The 14,877-nt window shown below is 46.6% G+C and carries 17 protein-coding genes; 8 read left to right on the forward strand and 9 right to left on the reverse strand.

Features of this window, described 5'->3' with window-relative positions; all coding sequences use genetic code 11:
* Positions 1-161: 161 nt before the first annotated feature.
* Both AB3R30_RS25630 and AB3R30_RS25635 read right to left on the reverse strand, forming a co-directional pair.
* Entirely contained in the window at positions 162-1,145 is a 984-nt protein-coding gene (locus tag AB3R30_RS25630) for a M48 family metallopeptidase (RefSeq protein WP_458652046.1), read from the reverse strand.
* A 339-nt stretch (positions 1,146-1,484) separates the two neighbouring features.
* Positions 1,485-2,666, reverse strand: coding sequence for a hypothetical protein (locus AB3R30_RS25635; protein WP_458652047.1), 1,182 nt, complete (start codon positions 2,664-2,666; stop codon positions 1,485-1,487).
* 253 nt (positions 2,667-2,919) lie between these two features.
* Here AB3R30_RS25635 and AB3R30_RS25640 point away from each other — a divergent pair, with 253 nt between their 5' ends.
* A complete protein-coding gene (locus tag AB3R30_RS25640) occupies positions 2,920-3,450 on the forward strand; it encodes a hypothetical protein (RefSeq protein WP_458652048.1) in 531 nt (176 codons plus the stop codon).
* A 95-nt stretch (positions 3,451-3,545) separates the two neighbouring features.
* On the opposite strand, the gene AB3R30_RS25645 is transcribed toward AB3R30_RS25640, so the two are convergent.
* A complete protein-coding gene (locus tag AB3R30_RS25645) occupies positions 3,546-3,908 on the reverse strand; it encodes a DUF1636 family protein (RefSeq protein WP_458652049.1) in 363 nt (120 codons plus the stop codon).
* A gap of 81 nt (positions 3,909-3,989) precedes the next feature.
* On the opposite strand from AB3R30_RS25645, the gene AB3R30_RS25650 reads away from it, so the two are divergent.
* The 4 genes from AB3R30_RS25650 (at position 3,990) to AB3R30_RS25665 (ending at position 5,996) form a co-directional block, all read left to right on the forward strand.
* Positions 3,990-4,844 carry an Rpn family recombination-promoting nuclease/putative transposase gene (locus AB3R30_RS25650; RefSeq protein WP_458652050.1) on the forward strand — a complete coding sequence of 285 codons (855 nt, stop codon included), beginning with the start codon at positions 3,990-3,992 and terminating at the stop codon, positions 4,842-4,844.
* Positions 4,845-5,086: 242 nt separating this feature from the next.
* On the forward strand, positions 5,087-5,308 hold the full coding sequence (locus AB3R30_RS25655) for a hypothetical protein (RefSeq protein ID WP_458652051.1): 222 nt from the start codon (positions 5,087-5,089) through the stop codon (positions 5,306-5,308).
* Between the two features lie 63 nt (positions 5,309-5,371).
* On the forward strand, positions 5,372-5,575 hold the full coding sequence (locus AB3R30_RS25660) for a Txe/YoeB family addiction module toxin (RefSeq protein ID WP_458652062.1): 204 nt from the start codon (positions 5,372-5,374) through the stop codon (positions 5,573-5,575).
* Between the two features lie 19 nt (positions 5,576-5,594).
* Positions 5,595-5,996 carry a hypothetical protein gene (locus tag AB3R30_RS25665; RefSeq protein WP_458652052.1) on the forward strand — a complete coding sequence of 134 codons (402 nt, stop codon included), beginning with the start codon at positions 5,595-5,597 and terminating at the stop codon, positions 5,994-5,996.
* A gap of 36 nt (positions 5,997-6,032) precedes the next feature.
* Here the strand turns inward: AB3R30_RS25665 and AB3R30_RS25670 are convergent, their stop codons facing one another.
* From AB3R30_RS25670 to AB3R30_RS25695, 6 genes are all read right to left on the reverse strand, one after another.
* The gene (locus AB3R30_RS25670; protein WP_458652053.1) at positions 6,033-6,443 is read right to left on the reverse strand and encodes a type II toxin-antitoxin system VapC family toxin; all 411 of its coding nucleotides are present in this window, start codon (positions 6,441-6,443) and stop codon (positions 6,033-6,035) included.
* Positions 6,440-6,865: an AbrB/MazE/SpoVT family DNA-binding domain-containing protein gene (locus AB3R30_RS25675; protein ID WP_458652054.1), complete on the reverse strand. Its 426-nt coding sequence runs from the start codon at positions 6,863-6,865 to the stop codon at positions 6,440-6,442. Before AB3R30_RS25675 ends, AB3R30_RS25670 begins: the two co-directional genes overlap by 4 nt.
* An 86-nt stretch (positions 6,866-6,951) precedes the next feature.
* Positions 6,952-7,908, reverse strand: a complete 957-nt coding sequence (locus tag AB3R30_RS25680) for an iron-siderophore ABC transporter substrate-binding protein (protein ID WP_458652055.1) — start codon at positions 7,906-7,908, stop codon at positions 6,952-6,954.
* A 13-nt stretch (positions 7,909-7,921) separates the two neighbouring features.
* Entirely contained in the window at positions 7,922-10,504 is a 2,583-nt protein-coding gene (locus AB3R30_RS25685) for a TonB-dependent siderophore receptor (protein WP_458652056.1), read from the reverse strand.
* Between the two features lie 131 nt (positions 10,505-10,635).
* Positions 10,636-11,691 carry a helix-turn-helix transcriptional regulator gene (locus AB3R30_RS25690; protein ID WP_458652057.1) on the reverse strand — a complete coding sequence of 352 codons (1,056 nt, stop codon included), beginning with the start codon at positions 11,689-11,691 and terminating at the stop codon, positions 10,636-10,638.
* 205 nt (positions 11,692-11,896) lie between these two features.
* Positions 11,897-13,006 carry an S-(hydroxymethyl)glutathione dehydrogenase/class III alcohol dehydrogenase gene (locus AB3R30_RS25695; RefSeq protein ID WP_458652058.1) on the reverse strand — a complete coding sequence of 370 codons (1,110 nt, stop codon included), beginning with the start codon at positions 13,004-13,006 and terminating at the stop codon, positions 11,897-11,899.
* 254 nt (positions 13,007-13,260) lie between these two features.
* Here AB3R30_RS25695 and AB3R30_RS25700 point away from each other — a divergent pair, with 254 nt between their 5' ends.
* The 3 genes from AB3R30_RS25700 (at position 13,261) to AB3R30_RS25710 (ending at position 14,730) form a co-directional block, all read left to right on the forward strand.
* Complete coding sequence (locus AB3R30_RS25700; RefSeq protein WP_458652059.1) at positions 13,261-13,581, forward strand: HU family DNA-binding protein; 321 nt, start codon at positions 13,261-13,263, stop codon at positions 13,579-13,581.
* Between the two features lie 143 nt (positions 13,582-13,724).
* Positions 13,725-14,315: a GIY-YIG nuclease family protein gene (locus AB3R30_RS25705; protein ID WP_458652060.1), complete on the forward strand. Its 591-nt coding sequence runs from the start codon at positions 13,725-13,727 to the stop codon at positions 14,313-14,315.
* A 70-nt stretch (positions 14,316-14,385) separates the two neighbouring features.
* A complete protein-coding gene (locus AB3R30_RS25710) occupies positions 14,386-14,730 on the forward strand; it encodes a hypothetical protein (protein WP_458652061.1) in 345 nt (114 codons plus the stop codon).
* Positions 14,731-14,877 lie beyond the last annotated feature (147 nt).

Below are 14,877 nucleotides of genomic sequence, written 5' to 3' on the forward strand. Positions count from 1 at the left end.
TGCCAACCAAATCCATCAAGTTTTTCGCTGGCTAACATGAAACCACCCTGCCTCTCCCGCAGGAGAGGGGCTTTCAATAGATATCTCTGGTTCCCTCTCCTGCGGGAGAGGGCTAGGGTGAGGGCAGTGTTTGCGCTGTTTCAGAAAAGTTGCACATCGCGTCAGCCACCTTTTTTAATGCGATCGATTTCTTGCTGGAGTTGGTCAATTTCTTGGCGCAAAACATCCACTTCCGTTTGCGTTTGGGATGGCGCAGTAGGCGAATTCACAGGCACTTCGACTGAGCCTGCTGCACCCGCACGGGCATAGTTACCCTGGCGAATTTGGCGATAGTCATTGGAAACTGACCATTCGCGCAGAAAATGAACTCGCTCAACGGTAAACGGATGGCTGAGAAAAACACCCGCCGACAAGTTGTTATAGAGCAAAAACTTATAAATTTGGTTGAGTCCGTCGGCATCAAGGTTTTGGTAGCGCTCTGATTGTTGAATAAACTCGTCTACGCTTAACTCGTGAGCATATTTGGTGCTGCCGCCAGCAATTCGCATCATATTCGTCAAAACGGGCTGAAGATCATCCGTAACCAACAGGGCAGCGCGATCGGCAGAGAGTTCTGCTTTTCTGAGCCATTCAAAAAATGCCGCAACCAACCCAGTACTCACTAAGGTGCTTAGTCCAAAGGTGCGATCGGCTAGTCCAGACACAACCTGAGTCGTCCAAATTGCCATCTGAATCAGAATTGTATGGTCACATTTGAGATGTCCCAATTCATGGGCAATAACGGTTCGCAGTTCGGCTTCGCTAACCAAATCCAATAAGCCAGAGTTCAGCACGATAAACGGAAAGTCTCGACCTAAGGCAAAGGCATTAACCGTAGGGCTTTGGGAGATAAACAGGCTTGGCTCTGGATAAATATCCAAATCCCGTAGGCATTCTCGAAAGATTTGGTGAATGGAAGCATATTGACGGGGACTCACCTGAATGCTGTTGCCTAGCTGATAAACAAATTGGGGACGCTCAGTTAAATATTCAACAAACTTGCTGGCAACTAAATCAAAGCCTGGAACGCTGCGGAGGGTCTGTTCTGCTTGGCGATCAAGGGGATGTCTAAAGGCTTCACTCGAAATTCCGGGATAGGTTGGCATAAATAGGGCGGTGCTGAGTGCTGAAAAATGAGGGCTGAGTGAGATGCAGGGAATCCATCAAATTCAAATTGACAGATTACTAGGTCTTAAGATCGATCTTGTTCTTTTGTAGCGTATGCACCGGATTATTGACGGCAGCTAGATAATAATTTGCAACAATACAGATTTTCTGGTGAATCCTTAATTTCTGTCCTGTAAGTTTCCCTTGGTTGTGTGCGGAACAAACCCTTTGGCGTAAAGCCGAGGGTTTTTTTGTGGAACGTCAAGTATTTTTGAGTCTGATGCTTTTGAGCGGGAATCGCCTCACTCGCTAATGGTGGACGCTCTTGGTGATTGCTTTTAATAACCTGGAACCACAATAGAGTTTTCCGGCACAACAGGCAGTGGGGAAATAGGCTGCTCGATTACTATTGGTAGGGTTTCCTCGACTACGGGTGGAGGAACGGTTTCCATTACAGGATGGGGCTGTTCTACTCTTGGCGGAGCGCTTGAAGATGGCGCTTGATCACTTGAATCGCCGTAGGTGGGGGCAGAGTAGGACGGAGCACGACGACGATAAGAGCTACTAGCATAGGGCGATCGCACTCTGCGGCGAGAAGAATAGCGCTCATTGAAGTTAGAAGGCGCTCGGCGGCGCACATATCGGGGAACCACTGAAGCATAGTCTGATGAGGCATGGTCAGACTTGGCATCATCGTCATTTATGGAATAGTCGGCTCTGGCAGACGCAGGCGTAAGTTGAGAATCGGTTGGCGGTTGCTGGGCAACGGGCGGTTGGGGTGCTGCGGGAGCCGGAGTCGGTTTAACTGAAGGGGTTGGCTTCGGAATCGGCGCGACTATTATAGGCGGCTGAAGAGCAGCGATTTTGGTTTGGTTGGGTAGCGCCACTTGGAACCCTTGAAATAATTCACCCATGGCGATCTCACTCACTTCTTGGGGCAACATCAGCCGCACCGGACCAATTTCATCCCCAGTCCAGTTCACCGTCACTTTTTGATTAGGCTGAAGCGAAACTGCCCCCACTGCCGGATTGCTAGGAATAGACAGATCCACTTGACCCGCCAACACCTTCACTTCTGCTAAATAGCCCAAGCGCTCCACCGTATAAATGCCATTGGTACTAGAAACCACGATCGCCCCAATACATCCCTGGGCACCCGCAATCACTGCTTTCCCGGCTCCCAACTGAAAACAATCATTTCGCAGAATTAGAGATGAATTGGCTCCTAGTCGAGCAGCACCCGTCGCTTCTTGGATACCCACACGGGCAGATTGGGGCGTAATCAATTGTTGACCCGACGTGATGAAGTTGCCTGTTTCAACTGTTTGATCATCGACTCGCGCCCCGGTCTCATTAGACACGGTTAAAACTTCAGAAATTTTAACCTGACGCAAAGGCGGCGCTGCATAGGATAAATACATCACGGCGATCGCCAAGCCTAACCCGACTCCCACAAAACTTAAGCGAAAGACCCATTTCATCGCTCTTCCAGATATCCATAGCCGCTGATTGATATCCATAAAAACTATTCAATATCAGGTAGATTTAAATCAATATTTTCGTGGGTACTGAACCGCTCTCCGGATAAATTTGACGTAAAAGCGGCTGATTTAGTTCAAGACTTTCTAAAATGTTTAGATTAATCGCTTGCTTAAACTGGTGCAATTTTGCCAAATAAAAATCTTTGCCTAAAGGGTATTAACCTGTTTCTACGCAAGGATAGAAAGTATGATTGGTCAAAATACCAGTTTTCTTTGAAGAAGGTCTTCCATCATGAATCAACAATATTTTCCAGAAGATGAGTGGTCAACTCTGCTGCAAACTCCCAACATGATCATCATGGCAATCACACTTGCCGACAAAACTGATCCGGTTTCCTTTCTGCAAGAAACCCAAGCAGCCGTTCAGATTGTGTCAAATGAGCAAAACCGCACTGACCTAACCAGTGATTTAGCCAGATCGTTGACCGCCTCAATGAAAGAAGCCGACGCAAAAGATCCTTTACAAGGAGAACAGCTTTTGCTAAAAAAGCAGTTTGAACTGCTAGGCGCACTGCAAAATCTCAAGAATGCATCTGAGGGGCGAAAAAATACTCTCGATCATTTCAAGCAGGTCAGTTTGATTTTGGGCAGTAAAGTCACGGTGGTTCAGGCGCAAGAGTTCAAAACTTGGATTCTCTCGGTCGCCCGTCAAATTGCCGAAGCGGTGAAAGAAGGTGGTCTGTTTGGCATTGGTGGTGAACGAGTCAGCCGAGATGAGTCTGAGATGCTGAAAGCGATCGAAAAGGCTCTTGACTTTAAGTAACAAGGACTTGACTTTAAGTAACAAGGAGCAGGCGCAGAAACGGGCAACACCGCTAGAGGTACTGTTGCGATCGCAAGGCATTATGATCGCCCCCCTTATCTCACATACGGAACTTTGGCGATCGTAGCCTTTTGCAACCGTTCAGGAAACTGCTTGTAAGTAACGTTTCCTGTCTTGCTTTGAGTGTATTTCTCAGCAAATTCGATCAGGTCTGAGGCGGATTCAGTTGGAATTGTACTGAAAAGATAAGTGGGTTTGTTGGGGGCAGTGAAGGCGACGACACAGGCGCGACCACAATCCCATAAACACCCCACAGGCTGAACTCTGATCTCACTCAAAGACTCTGCTTGATGTGCTTTGACTTGTTCTAATAAGATTGCACCATCGGCAGGTTGATTTTCAGATCGATGTTCAGAGAAACGGCAGGATTGACAGATGAAAAGGGTGGGTTGAGTCATGATTTAAGGCGTATTGATGAGGTATTTTTCCAGATTATCCAACTAAAGTACACTTGAACGTGTTATTTTTCGCTGCAAACAATGCGACGTGATCCGCTCTTTTATAAACTGTTTCAACAATCCCCTGAACTTTTATTTGACTTGGTTGAGACTAAACCTGACAATGCCTCTGACTATCGCTTTGACTCGGTTGCAGTGAAAGAACCGAAGTTTGAAATTGATGGAGTGTTTTTGCCGCCAAAAAATAAGAGAGGCATCGTTTACTTCTGTGAGGTGCAGATGCAGAGGGACGAACTGTTGTATGAACGTCTGTTTGCGGAGTCTGCGTTGTATTTTTATCGCAATCGCAGTCGTTTTAGTGATTGGCAAGCGGTGCTGATTTATCCATCGCGTTTGATCGAGCAAAGTGATATGCATCCGCATCGATCTTTTCTCAATGGTGGGCAGGCGCATCGGGTGTATTTGGATGAGTTGGATGAGTTGAGGGATGTGAGAGAGTTGCCTGTGACCGTTGGCGCGATGGTATTGACGATCGTGGACGAAGCAGAAGCCCCAGAAGCCGCGAGAGATTTAATTGCACGAACGGAGCAGGAGGTGTCAACCCCTCAACAGAAACAAGACATAATAGATATTGTGACTTCGATTTTGGTCTACAAGCCCACAAATTTAAGTCGATCGGAGATTAAAGCGATGTTGGGCATAGATTTAACGCAAGAACCACGAGCAATTCGGGAAGCAAAGCAAGAAGGACGAGAAGAACAAACGATCGCCCTCATCACCCGCTTCTTAGCTCGCCGATTGCGCCAAGAACTTTCTGAGGAAATGCGATCGCGCCTCTCTGCCCTCCCCTTGCCCCGTCTAGAAGATCTGGGCGAAGCCCTGCTCGATTTCACCACACTGGCGGGTTTAGAAGCTTGGTTAGAGTCCCAGAATTAAAGGATCGCCCCCTCCCTGTACTCCTCTTGCATTTTTAATTTTCAATGTTCAACTTTTAATTTTCCCCCTCCTCCCTTCTCACTGATGAGGTATTTTTCCAGGTCATCCAGGACAGTATTCATGGCTTCGATCACTAAAGTGTATCTGGCAATCCAGCATCACTCACCCCGATGTTGATGTCTTAGTAGTTCGGTATGCTAAAACCTAGTAGTAAACTTGATTTGCAATCAGAAAGAGTTACCATGCAAACTATTTATCGCCTGAATGTTAACGAATTAGATGAGAATTTTCTAGAGGGCTTAAAGTCAACCTTCAAAGATCAGGATATTGAAATCGTTGTGTATGCTGTGGATGAAACCGCATACTTGATGGCTTCTGAGGCAAACCGTACTCGATTACTGCGAGCCGTTAAAAATGTAAGGGAGCGATCAAATTTGGTTGAAGTCAATGGATCTGAACTGTAGTGAAGCGGAGAATCATTTTTGAATCTGATGCTTTTGAAGATTTTACGGAGTGTGCACAGCTAGATAAAAAAACTCCACAAAAAGATCGTAGAACTCTTGAAAGATATTGATCGCTCTCCTTTTGCTGGCTTAGGCAAACCGGAACCTCTCAAACATAATTTAAGTAGTTTCTGGTCACGGAAAATCAATGATGAACATCGCTTGGTCTACACCGTGACAGATGAGGAGATGATTATCATTGGCTGCAAGTATCACTACGAAGATTAGAATACAAGCACCAATTTGAGTGCCATGTCTGGCAAAGCGATCGCTAACCGCCCCCTTTCACCCCATCATCCCTTTCGCTCTACCGCATATACGGCACCTTCGCGATCGCCCCTTCTTTCTAAACCACGATCGCACCCCTTATCTCACATACGGCACCTTCGCGATCGCAAACATCATTCAGCGATCGCACTTCACAAAAGCTCTGATCGTCGATCGCACAAACTATCAAGTGATCGATACTCATAGCGCGATCGCACAAACCATCAAGCGATCGTCCATCAGAGCGCGATCGCTAAACCCATTCAACAACCAAACGCGATCGCCCTCCTCATCTCACATAAGGAACCTTCGCGATCGTCCTCTCCCTTCACTTTTACTTTTTGCCTTTTACCTTTTTACTTCTTTCCTCCCTTCTCATTGACGAGGTATTTTGCCAGGTCATCCAGGACAGTATCTGTTATCGAATTAAAGTAATCACAACATTGATATTGAGATTTGACCAGATTCGATCACTTGTTAAAGCCGGAAGTTGTAACTGAAGTGCCAATGCTAAACAAGCGCGATCGCCCAATGATAAACCTAAAGATTGGGTCGGCAAACGTAGTTTTGCAATCACTTGAGCAAGTGTTTGATCAACAGGATGGATGGACAGCACCTGGTTGAGCAATCCTTGATTCAGCAAATACTCGGCAACCTCATCTGGATCTTGTCCACGTTCTGCTAACTTAGACAGGGTTTCTGCCCAGTTGATGGCGCTGATAGCTGCACCTTGGATGAGGGCTGTCGCCACAATATCAGCACCAACTTCTCCTTGCAGGTAAGCTAACAACGCTGAAGCGTCCAGAACCGTTGTAGCTTGAACTGTCATGCTTCGTCGTCGTTCTTGACTTCTCTACGCCGATCGCGAATTAGCTCGTCTGCAAGGCTAACTCCAGGGGCAAGATCTTTGAACGCTCCTTGCAGGTTTTGAATCTGAGTCCGCAGGCTAGTTAAACGGATGCTCTCCTCTGAGTCAACGGTTAGAATTAGGCGATCGCCCGGTCTTAAACTCAGTTGCGACCGAATCGACTCTGGCAGCGCTAATATGCCATGTTCACCCAATTCAAGCTCGATCGGCTGAACTAATGATGGTTGAGAAGTGAGGGTCATGGCGGCGGTGTTTGGGTCGTACAGAATTAGATTCAGTATAGTGTACCAAAGCGATCGCCCTTCACAAAAGCTCTGATCGTCGATCGCACAAACCATCAAGAGATCGTCCATCAGAGCGCGATCGCTAAACCCATTCAACAACCAAACGCGATCGCCCTCCTCATCTCACATACGGCACCTTCGCGATCGCCCTCTCCCTTCACTTTTACTTTTTGCCTTTTACCTTTTTACTTCTTCCCTCCCCTCTCATCGACGAGGTATTTTTCCAGGTCATCCAGAATGGCATTTGCTGCCAGGGCATTAAAAGAATACCAATGAGCAGAATCTACAATGTAAACTCGATTTTTCTGCACAACATTTAGCTTTTGCCATAGTGGATTTTGTTGAAGACTCTCGAAAAGTTTTTTACTAGCTTCATCATTTGAGTAGGACAAAAATAAAATATCGCCATCAATATCAAAGAGATTTTCTCCAGAGATATGTTCTTTCGAGAAGAAATCTCCTTGTTGAGAAGGCGGTCTTTGGAATCCTAAGTCATTGAGAATCATACCAATCGTAGGTCGACTACCGTAGGAATAAATCCCATAGGTCTGAGTGACTGTTGCTACGGAAACTTGGGTTGTGAGGCGACTTTCCCCCAAGGCTGCTTTCAGGTTCTCAATTCTTCTCTCGTAATTCTCAATTACTTGATTAGCTTCTTTCTCTTTGCCTAAGATGCTAGCTACAGTTTCTAAGTTTCCCTGCCAAGTTAGGGGTGGTCTAGGCTGGTAAAGCATCACCGTTGGCGCAATTTTTGATAGCATCGGATGGATATGTTGCAGTCGAGAGCTAGAGATGATCAAATCTGGTTTAAGAAGTAAGATCTTCTCTAAGTTAGGTTCAGCTCCCAATCCTTGTAACCGTTGAGCTTTTTTTTGTATATACTCTGGAAAATCCCCATAGTTTATTACGCTAGCAATTGGTTTTACATCTAAAGCTAAAGCACTAGCAAGATGTGTTTCCCAAAGCGTAACGATTTTTTGGGAATTGGATGGAATACAAACATTCCCAGTTATATCTTTAACAATCCGACAGTTATCTGGTTGCTGCTTCAGTTCAGGGGCTTGCTGACAAGACCATAGCCATAATGAGACCAAAAGACTCACCATCAAGCAAAAGGTATAGCGGCAGGAGCGAGTTTTCATCCGTGATAACCTGCTAAAACGTCCACGAGACTGATCCTCGTATAGTGAAGGGTTCTCCTCGATAATTTCTGAGACGACCAAAAGATGCTGAATAGTAGTCAATATCAAACAAATTCTGAATATTGATTTGAGCTTCAAAACTCTTATTACGATAAAAAACAGCGGCATCCGTTCGCAGATATCCTGGCAGTTGGAAGGAGTTTGCTAGGTCTCCTTGGCGTTCACCCACGTAGAAGAGTCCCAGACCTAATCCCCATCCTTTTAAACCGCCTTTCTGAAATTCATAGTTTGCCCACAAATTAAAACTGTGTTCAGGAATGTTGTTTAAGCGGTTCCCCGCAGGCAAGCTATTATCTTGAGCGATCGTAGCATTTGTATAGGCGTAGCCTGAATACAGATTGAGACCAGGTAAAATCTCTCCGGTCAAGGTCAGTTCGATACCTTGACTTTGTTGTTTGCCTGTCTGCACAGAGAAACTCGCATTCACCGGATCTTCTGTTTCCACGTTAGTACGAGTCAGATCATAAAAAGCAAGTGTTGCAGATAAGGTTTCACTCAAATCAGCTTTCACTCCAATTTCATATTGTCTACCTTTACTGGGTTCAAAAGGAGTGCCATCGAAAGTTCTGCCGATGGTGGGCACAAATGACTCACTATAGCTGGCATAGAGTGAGATGGGCTGAATCGGTTGATAGACAATGCCCAATCGAGGACTGAAGGCTTGACCAGATTGATTAGTTGAAGTGCTAGTCAATTTGTTTATATCGGTTTGATTGAACGTGTCAAATCTGACTCCAGCTAGCATCTTGAAATTATCCGAAAACTTAATTTGATCTTGAAGATAAAATCCCAGTGAGTTAGATTCTGCGCTGGAATTAAAGCGAAAGAGACTACCCAACGGAGTGCGCGGGGGCTGTCCATAAACTGGGTTAAAAATATCAAGATCGGCAAGTAACCCCCCATCTCTTTTGTCTCTAAACAACTGGTATACTGAATAGCTAGTCCCAAATACAAGCTGATGTTTAATAGAACCAGTCTGAAAATTGCCTACAATATCTGTAGCAAAACTGTAAACGTCATTATCAATAAAGCTTAATTGATATTGCCGCTCAAGGGTTCTGCCATCTGCCAAAAGTCTGCGAGGGAAAGAAGCTCCGTCCCTGATCTCACGATAGGTTCTATAACCAAGGCTACTTTTGAGTGACCAGTCTTGACTAAATTGATGTTCTAAATTTACACCTAAGCGAATACCACTCGCATCAATGTTACTATTTGAGTCACTGATATTGAGGTCTCTCGGTACTCTGCCAAAAGGACTGGGTAACGTGGTGCCAATCGCAGGTTGCCCTGCCCACGAGAGGCTATCCAGATTCCTATATTCGGCAGAGAAGCGCAGGTTTGTTTGTTCTCCAATCCGCCAGCTTAATGAGGGAGCTATGGTGATATTCTTGTTTTCTGTGAAGCGAATAGAACTGCCTTCACTCCGATAGGAAGCAATCAAGCGATAGAGTACTGTTTTTGATTCATTGAGTGGACCAGTTAAATCGATAGATCCACGATAGGTATCAAAGTTTCCGGCGGCGGCACTAATTTCATACCTCGGTTCGGGCAACGGTTTTTTGGTGATGATATTGACACTTCCACCAGGAGCGCCTGAGCCAAATAAAACTGAGCTTGGACCTTTCAGGACTTCTATTCGGTCAACAATAGAGAGATCCAACATTGTTGTTCCGAGAGGATCTTGGAGTCCATCGCGCAAAATTGTACCGAAATCTCCAAACTCATTGATATCAAACCCGCGCAAAGCAAATCCAGAGTTGACGAATTTACCGGAGTTAGTTTGGGTCGCTCCTGTTACATTTCGCAGAGCATCTTCTAAGCGAACCGCCTTCTGATCTTGCAGAATTTGCTGAGGTACTACCTGAATCGACTGAGGAATATCCCGTAGGGGAGTATCCGTTTTGGTTGCAGTAGTGGCATTGGGCACACGATAGCGGTTTTGCTGCCCCGTCACTACAATTTCTTCATCCGCTTCATCCCCCTCCGGATTCAGGCTATACGCCAACCCCCCCGTCTTCAGCGTCACCTCCGTCTTGGGTAGCGCATTATTTCCCGCCACACTCACCCGAATGTTGCCCGATCGCTGCTCCACCTGCACCGTCGCAATATCCGCCGTCGGGTTATCCGCCACAAACGCCTGTCCCTGCGGTAACGTCAGCGTCGCATTGGGAATCTCCGCAATCAGGCTATTTCCTTCGCTGCGAAACTGGGTGGCATCAATGGTCAGCGATTTCCCCTCCGCCGTTTCCAGCACAATATCCAGTCCGGTTTCGGTGCGCTCCAGTTTCACCCCTGTCACTTGCACCGTTGCCGCTTCCATCTGGGCAAGCCATTGTTTGACGGTCGTGGCGGGTTGGGTTTGTTGCTTGAGATCGCGCACACGGGAAATATTTGCAACGGATTTTGTAACAGATGAAGCGGATACTTTTCCTCCATCCGTTTCATCCGCTCCCACATTCGTTGCCACACCACCCACTAACCCACCCATCAAAGCCATAGCCAACCCTAGCTGCACTGAATCTTGTTCCACACGCATAGCAACTCCTCACTCCAACCCGTCATACTACTGCAAATTACTCTTAATAAGTAATGGGAAGTAGTGTAGAGAAATTGCTTTGGGCGTGTCTATCCAAAAACGGTCAGTTTGCCAGAATTACTAGATTTTTCCTAGACAACCCGTAAATACGAGTCCAAACGATCGCGACGGTTGTGCAAAAGTGTCTGTGACGTAACTTTTTGTCCTGCCAAGCACTCGCTCGGTGTCATCCCAAATTGACGTTTAAACGCTGCTGCAAAATGTCCAAAATGGCTATACCCTACGCGATTGGCTGCTTCTGCAACCGTGCATTGCCGTTCTCGCAACATCTGTTCTGCCTGGATCATCCGCTGTTGCGTCAAAAACCCCACGACCGTTGTCCCAAACATCTCTCGAAAGCCCCGTCGCAGCGTGCGATCGCTCGTCCCCACCAAACGCGCCAAATTCGACAGGGGCGGGGGATTGTCTAGACGGGAAAGCAATACCTCTCTGGCATGATAAATCCGGGCGATCGACTCGGTTTTGCAACCAGGAAGCAGGTGACAAAGGCGGGAGTCTGTCAGCAGGGGGTGCAGTTGTAAGCTCAGGAGTTCAAATACTTTTTCCTGGAGGTACGATCGCCGTAGCTCTCCCCGAAACGGCACATCAATCATTTGCCGCGCCACCTGCCGCATCGTCGGAGTCACGGTTGGGAAAAACGACACCTTCCAATCATCTTGCTTCAACAGCACTTTGAGTAGAGCAGCATTTGCACCCGCTAGCCCTGAAAAAAACTCAGCAAACACTTCTGGCAGTAGGTGAATATTGACAAACACCTGACGCTGCGATCGCCCATACCGTTCCGTGTAACCCGGCGAAATGCCACTGCCCGACAGGTAGCCCCGGTTGATGCTATAGCTGGGACAGACTTCATTCCCGCAATCCTCCCCCACCTCCAGCCAAACCATCTGTTGCACCAGATGTTCATGGGCAGACCATTTCACCCCACAATCCTGATGAAATTCCCAATCTGCCCATTCGAGCCACAGTCCCGGTTGCAGTTCCATCCCCCGTGTATACCCCCGACCCAAGTATTCTGGCAACCTCAAATACTCTTCAAACTCATCAAGCACTGGCTTAGGATCGTGCGGCTTGGGAATGTGCTGTTGCAGTTCTTCCCAATTTGCAGAGTTCAGGATCAAGGTCATGGTGGAAAGCTAAGAAGCTTGGATTTGATGAAAAATAGTCTCAATAGTCTACCGCGATCGCACCTAAAACCGAGCAGAGCATTAGTCCGGACGATCAAAGGCATCCGGTTGAGGTGCATTGTCCAAATCTAACCGCGTGGTAGCAATTATCCGAAAAAAGTCCGGGCTTCAAGCACTAGCTGCTCTCTAGAACAAATTCAGCACCCTAAAACGTTAAAACAGTACGAATCCCTTTGCCACTGTGCATCAGGTCAAAAGCTTGATTGATTTGCTCAATCGGCATCACGTTGGTAATTAAATCATCAATGTTGATTTTGCCATCCATATACCAATCGACAATCTTAGGAACATCCGTCCGACCTCTAGCGCCCCCAAAGGCAGTTCCTTTCCACACGCGCCCTGTGACCAGTTGAAACGGTCGAGTGCTAATTTCGGCTCCGGCTTCAGCCACGCCCACAATCACACTCACGCCCCACCCTTTATGGCAACATTCCAAAGCTTGCCGCATTAGGTTGACATTGCCAATGCACTCAAAACTGTAGTCAGCACCGCCATCGGTCAGTTCCACTAAATGGGCAACCAAATCACCCTCGACCTCTTGAGGATTGACGAAGTGAGTTAACCCTAGTTTTTCTGCCAGCGCTTTTTTACTCGGATTAATATCAACACCAATAATTTTGTTTGCCCCCACCATGCAACAGCCTTGAATCACATTTAACCCGATGCCGCCTAAACCAAACACGACCACATTTGCCCCTGCTTCCACCTTGGCAGTGTTGATGACCGCTCCAATGCCCGTCGTGACTCCACAGCCGATGTAGCAAACTTTATCAAAAGGTGCGTCTTCTCGAATTTTGGCAAGGGCAATTTCGGGCAGCACGGTGTAATTGGCAAAGGTGGAGGTGCCCATGTAGTGGTGAATTAGGGTGCCGTTTTTAGAAAAACGGCTAGAGCCATTGGGCATCAGTCCTTTTCCTTGAGTTGCCCGAATTGCTTGACACAAATTAGTTTTTTGGCTCAGGCAATAGGCGCAGTTGCGGCATTCAGGCGTGTAGAGCGGAATAACATGATCACCGGGTTTGAGGCTAGTCACGCCAGCACCAATTTCTACGACGATTCCGGCTCCTTCATGCCCTAAAATAGCGGGAAATAATCCTTCTGGGTCTTTGCCTGAAAGAGTATAAGCGTCAGTGTGGCAAACTCCCGTTGCTTTAATTTCGACTAATACTTCCCCCGCTTGAGGTCCTTCTAGGTGAATTGTTTCTACAACAAGGGGCTTTCCCGGTTCGTAGGCAACGGCGGCTTTAACATCCATCTTTTTTTCCTTTGATCGCACTCTGTGCATAAACTCTATGCGTAGCTGTTTGATTATCTCGTGTATCTTTGCATCCGCTTTGAACAGCTTCAAGGGCAAAGGTATTAGCTCAACCGACTGAAATCGCTACTATGAGGACAAAAAGATTAGTATTTTTAATACTAATTTGCGAATCTATTCAATCCTAATCGGTTCATTTTGAAATGGCTCAAGTATAATCGCAGCAAGCTATTCGATACCCTACGAGGTTTTTTATGAACAAAAGTGAGTTAGTTGATGCGATCGCGGCAAAAGCAGAAATCACCAAGAAAGAGGCGGATGCAGTTTTAAGCGCAGTTATCGATGCCATCATGGAAGCGGTTTCTGAAGGCGAAAAGGTTACTCTAGTTGGCTTTGGCACTTTTGAGGCACGTCAACGCCAAGCCAGAGAAGGGCGTAATCCCAGCACTGGCAAACCGATTAAAATTCCAGCAACAACCGTTCCAGCGTTTTCTGCGGGTAAATCTTTTAAGGAAAAGGTTGCGCCTGCAAAAGAGGAAAAAAAAGCGACCAAATCCACCAGCAAGAAAAAATAAGTTCAATTCGAGTAAGGGATCGACTCAGGGCAACTGCTTAATCAATTTAATTAGGACGAACGGTGCCCTTAAAATCCCTAAATTCGTCCAATAATTTTCATCGTTCCAGCGGTTATTTAATTTGAGTTGGGCAAGGTTTGAATTTGACAAAATATACGACCGGGCAGCAAACCTCTTTGTTTTCAGTGGCGGATGGGTCGGGAGGCTATCGAGTCGCGCCCGTAGAACCACTTCAAATCGGGGTTGCTGCATTGCAGTCGTGGAAACAACGAGTTTTTCAACATCAGCAACAAGTAACAGTTAATGCATCGGCTCAGGGCAGTTTATTTACGCTGCCACCCACAGTTGCAGATCTAGCAGAAAGCATTGATCTATTCAAATTACCGCGACAGAATACAGAATTTTGGCGATGGAAAGCGGATAGTGAAGGAGTTTCATCGCTCTATTTTGTTGTGGACTATGAGTTGCCCATTCTGCTGTATGTGGGAGAAACCGTGAAGTCGGGATTGCGATGGAAAGGGGAACACGACTGCAAGCGTTATATTCTCAACTATATTTCTGCTCATCGTCCCCACCATTTATCGGTGACTGTGAATATTAGCTTTTGGGAAAATGCGCCAACCCATACCCGCGATCGCCAAAAGCTCGAATCCGCTCTAATCCACAAGTGGCGATCGCCCTTTAACAAAGAAAACTGGAAATATTGGAACACGCCATTTGTCAACGAATGCTAGCAGCACAAGGTGCAAAGTGCAAAGTTCTAAGTTTTGAGTTTTGAGTTTTGAGTTTCTGACTTCAGTTTCTATGGCATCTCAACCCGACTCTTCTGCAAGAACGACAACAGGTGCGCGGTTATTTATCATCGCGTTGTTAGGCTTTTATTTTTTAGGATACTCTCAGTTTCTGAGCATTTGTTTAGGGGCGATCGCGGGAGTCTGTGGCGGTTTTATTGCATCTTGGTGGAATGCAAAGGAAGATTATGTAACCGATGAAGCCACCCAATCTATCCAGCCAGAAGAAAGCACTGCGATTACTGTAGCTCAAACCCGTCCAAAGCGGTATGGCATGGGCGTAAAACTAGCAAGGCAAACTCAAGAAACCCGTGCAAAGAAGCGGTTTGGTTGGCTGTTTCGCCGGAATCGTTCCTAAGAATGCGGGTTACAAGGTGCAGAGTAAGCAGTTACGCTCCGGCATCTGACCCCTAATGATTTTGGGGGATGCAGGGCGGTTTTATTGTGAGGGTAGGAAAGTGAGGATGGACTGAAATCCTATATCAGTATCAGTCCATGACCCTCA

Source organism: Sivoneniella epilithica UHCC 1019 (genome assembly GCF_040830845.1).
Lineage (GTDB): Bacteria > Cyanobacteriota > Cyanobacteriia > Leptolyngbyales > Leptolyngbyaceae > ULC077BIN1.

Bases quoted from the DNA above. Each gene is read 5' to 3' on its own strand.
- AB3R30_RS25630 (WP_458652046.1), bottom strand. From the start codon at position 1,145: ATGCCAACCTATCCCGGAATTTCGAGTGAAGCCTTTAGACATCCCCTT.
- AB3R30_RS25680 (WP_458652055.1), bottom strand. From the start codon at position 7,908: ATGAAAACTCGCTCCTGCCGCTATACCTTTTGCTTGATGGTGAGTCTT.
- AB3R30_RS25695 (WP_458652058.1), bottom strand. From the start codon at position 13,006: ATGGATGTTAAAGCCGCCGTTGCCTACGAACCGGGAAAGCCCCTTGTT.
- AB3R30_RS25645 (WP_458652049.1), bottom strand. From the start codon at position 3,908: ATGACTCAACCCACCCTTTTCATCTGTCAATCCTGCCGTTTCTCTGAA.
- AB3R30_RS25670 (WP_458652053.1), bottom strand. From the start codon at position 6,443: ATGACAGTTCAAGCTACAACGGTTCTGGACGCTTCAGCGTTGTTAGCT.
- AB3R30_RS25700 (WP_458652059.1), top strand. From the start codon at position 13,261: ATGAACAAAAGTGAGTTAGTTGATGCGATCGCGGCAAAAGCAGAAATC.
- AB3R30_RS25685 (WP_458652056.1), bottom strand. From the start codon at position 10,504: ATGCGTGTGGAACAAGATTCAGTGCAGCTAGGGTTGGCTATGGCTTTG.
- AB3R30_RS25710 (WP_458652061.1), top strand. From the start codon at position 14,386: ATGGCATCTCAACCCGACTCTTCTGCAAGAACGACAACAGGTGCGCGG.
- AB3R30_RS25690 (WP_458652057.1), bottom strand. From the start codon at position 11,691: ATGACCTTGATCCTGAACTCTGCAAATTGGGAAGAACTGCAACAGCAC.
- AB3R30_RS25650 (WP_458652050.1), top strand. From the start codon at position 3,990: ATGCGACGTGATCCGCTCTTTTATAAACTGTTTCAACAATCCCCTGAA.
- AB3R30_RS25655 (WP_458652051.1), top strand. From the start codon at position 5,087: ATGCAAACTATTTATCGCCTGAATGTTAACGAATTAGATGAGAATTTT.
- AB3R30_RS25635 (WP_458652047.1), bottom strand. From the start codon at position 2,666: ATGGATATCAATCAGCGGCTATGGATATCTGGAAGAGCGATGAAATGG.
- AB3R30_RS25640 (WP_458652048.1), top strand. From the start codon at position 2,920: ATGAATCAACAATATTTTCCAGAAGATGAGTGGTCAACTCTGCTGCAA.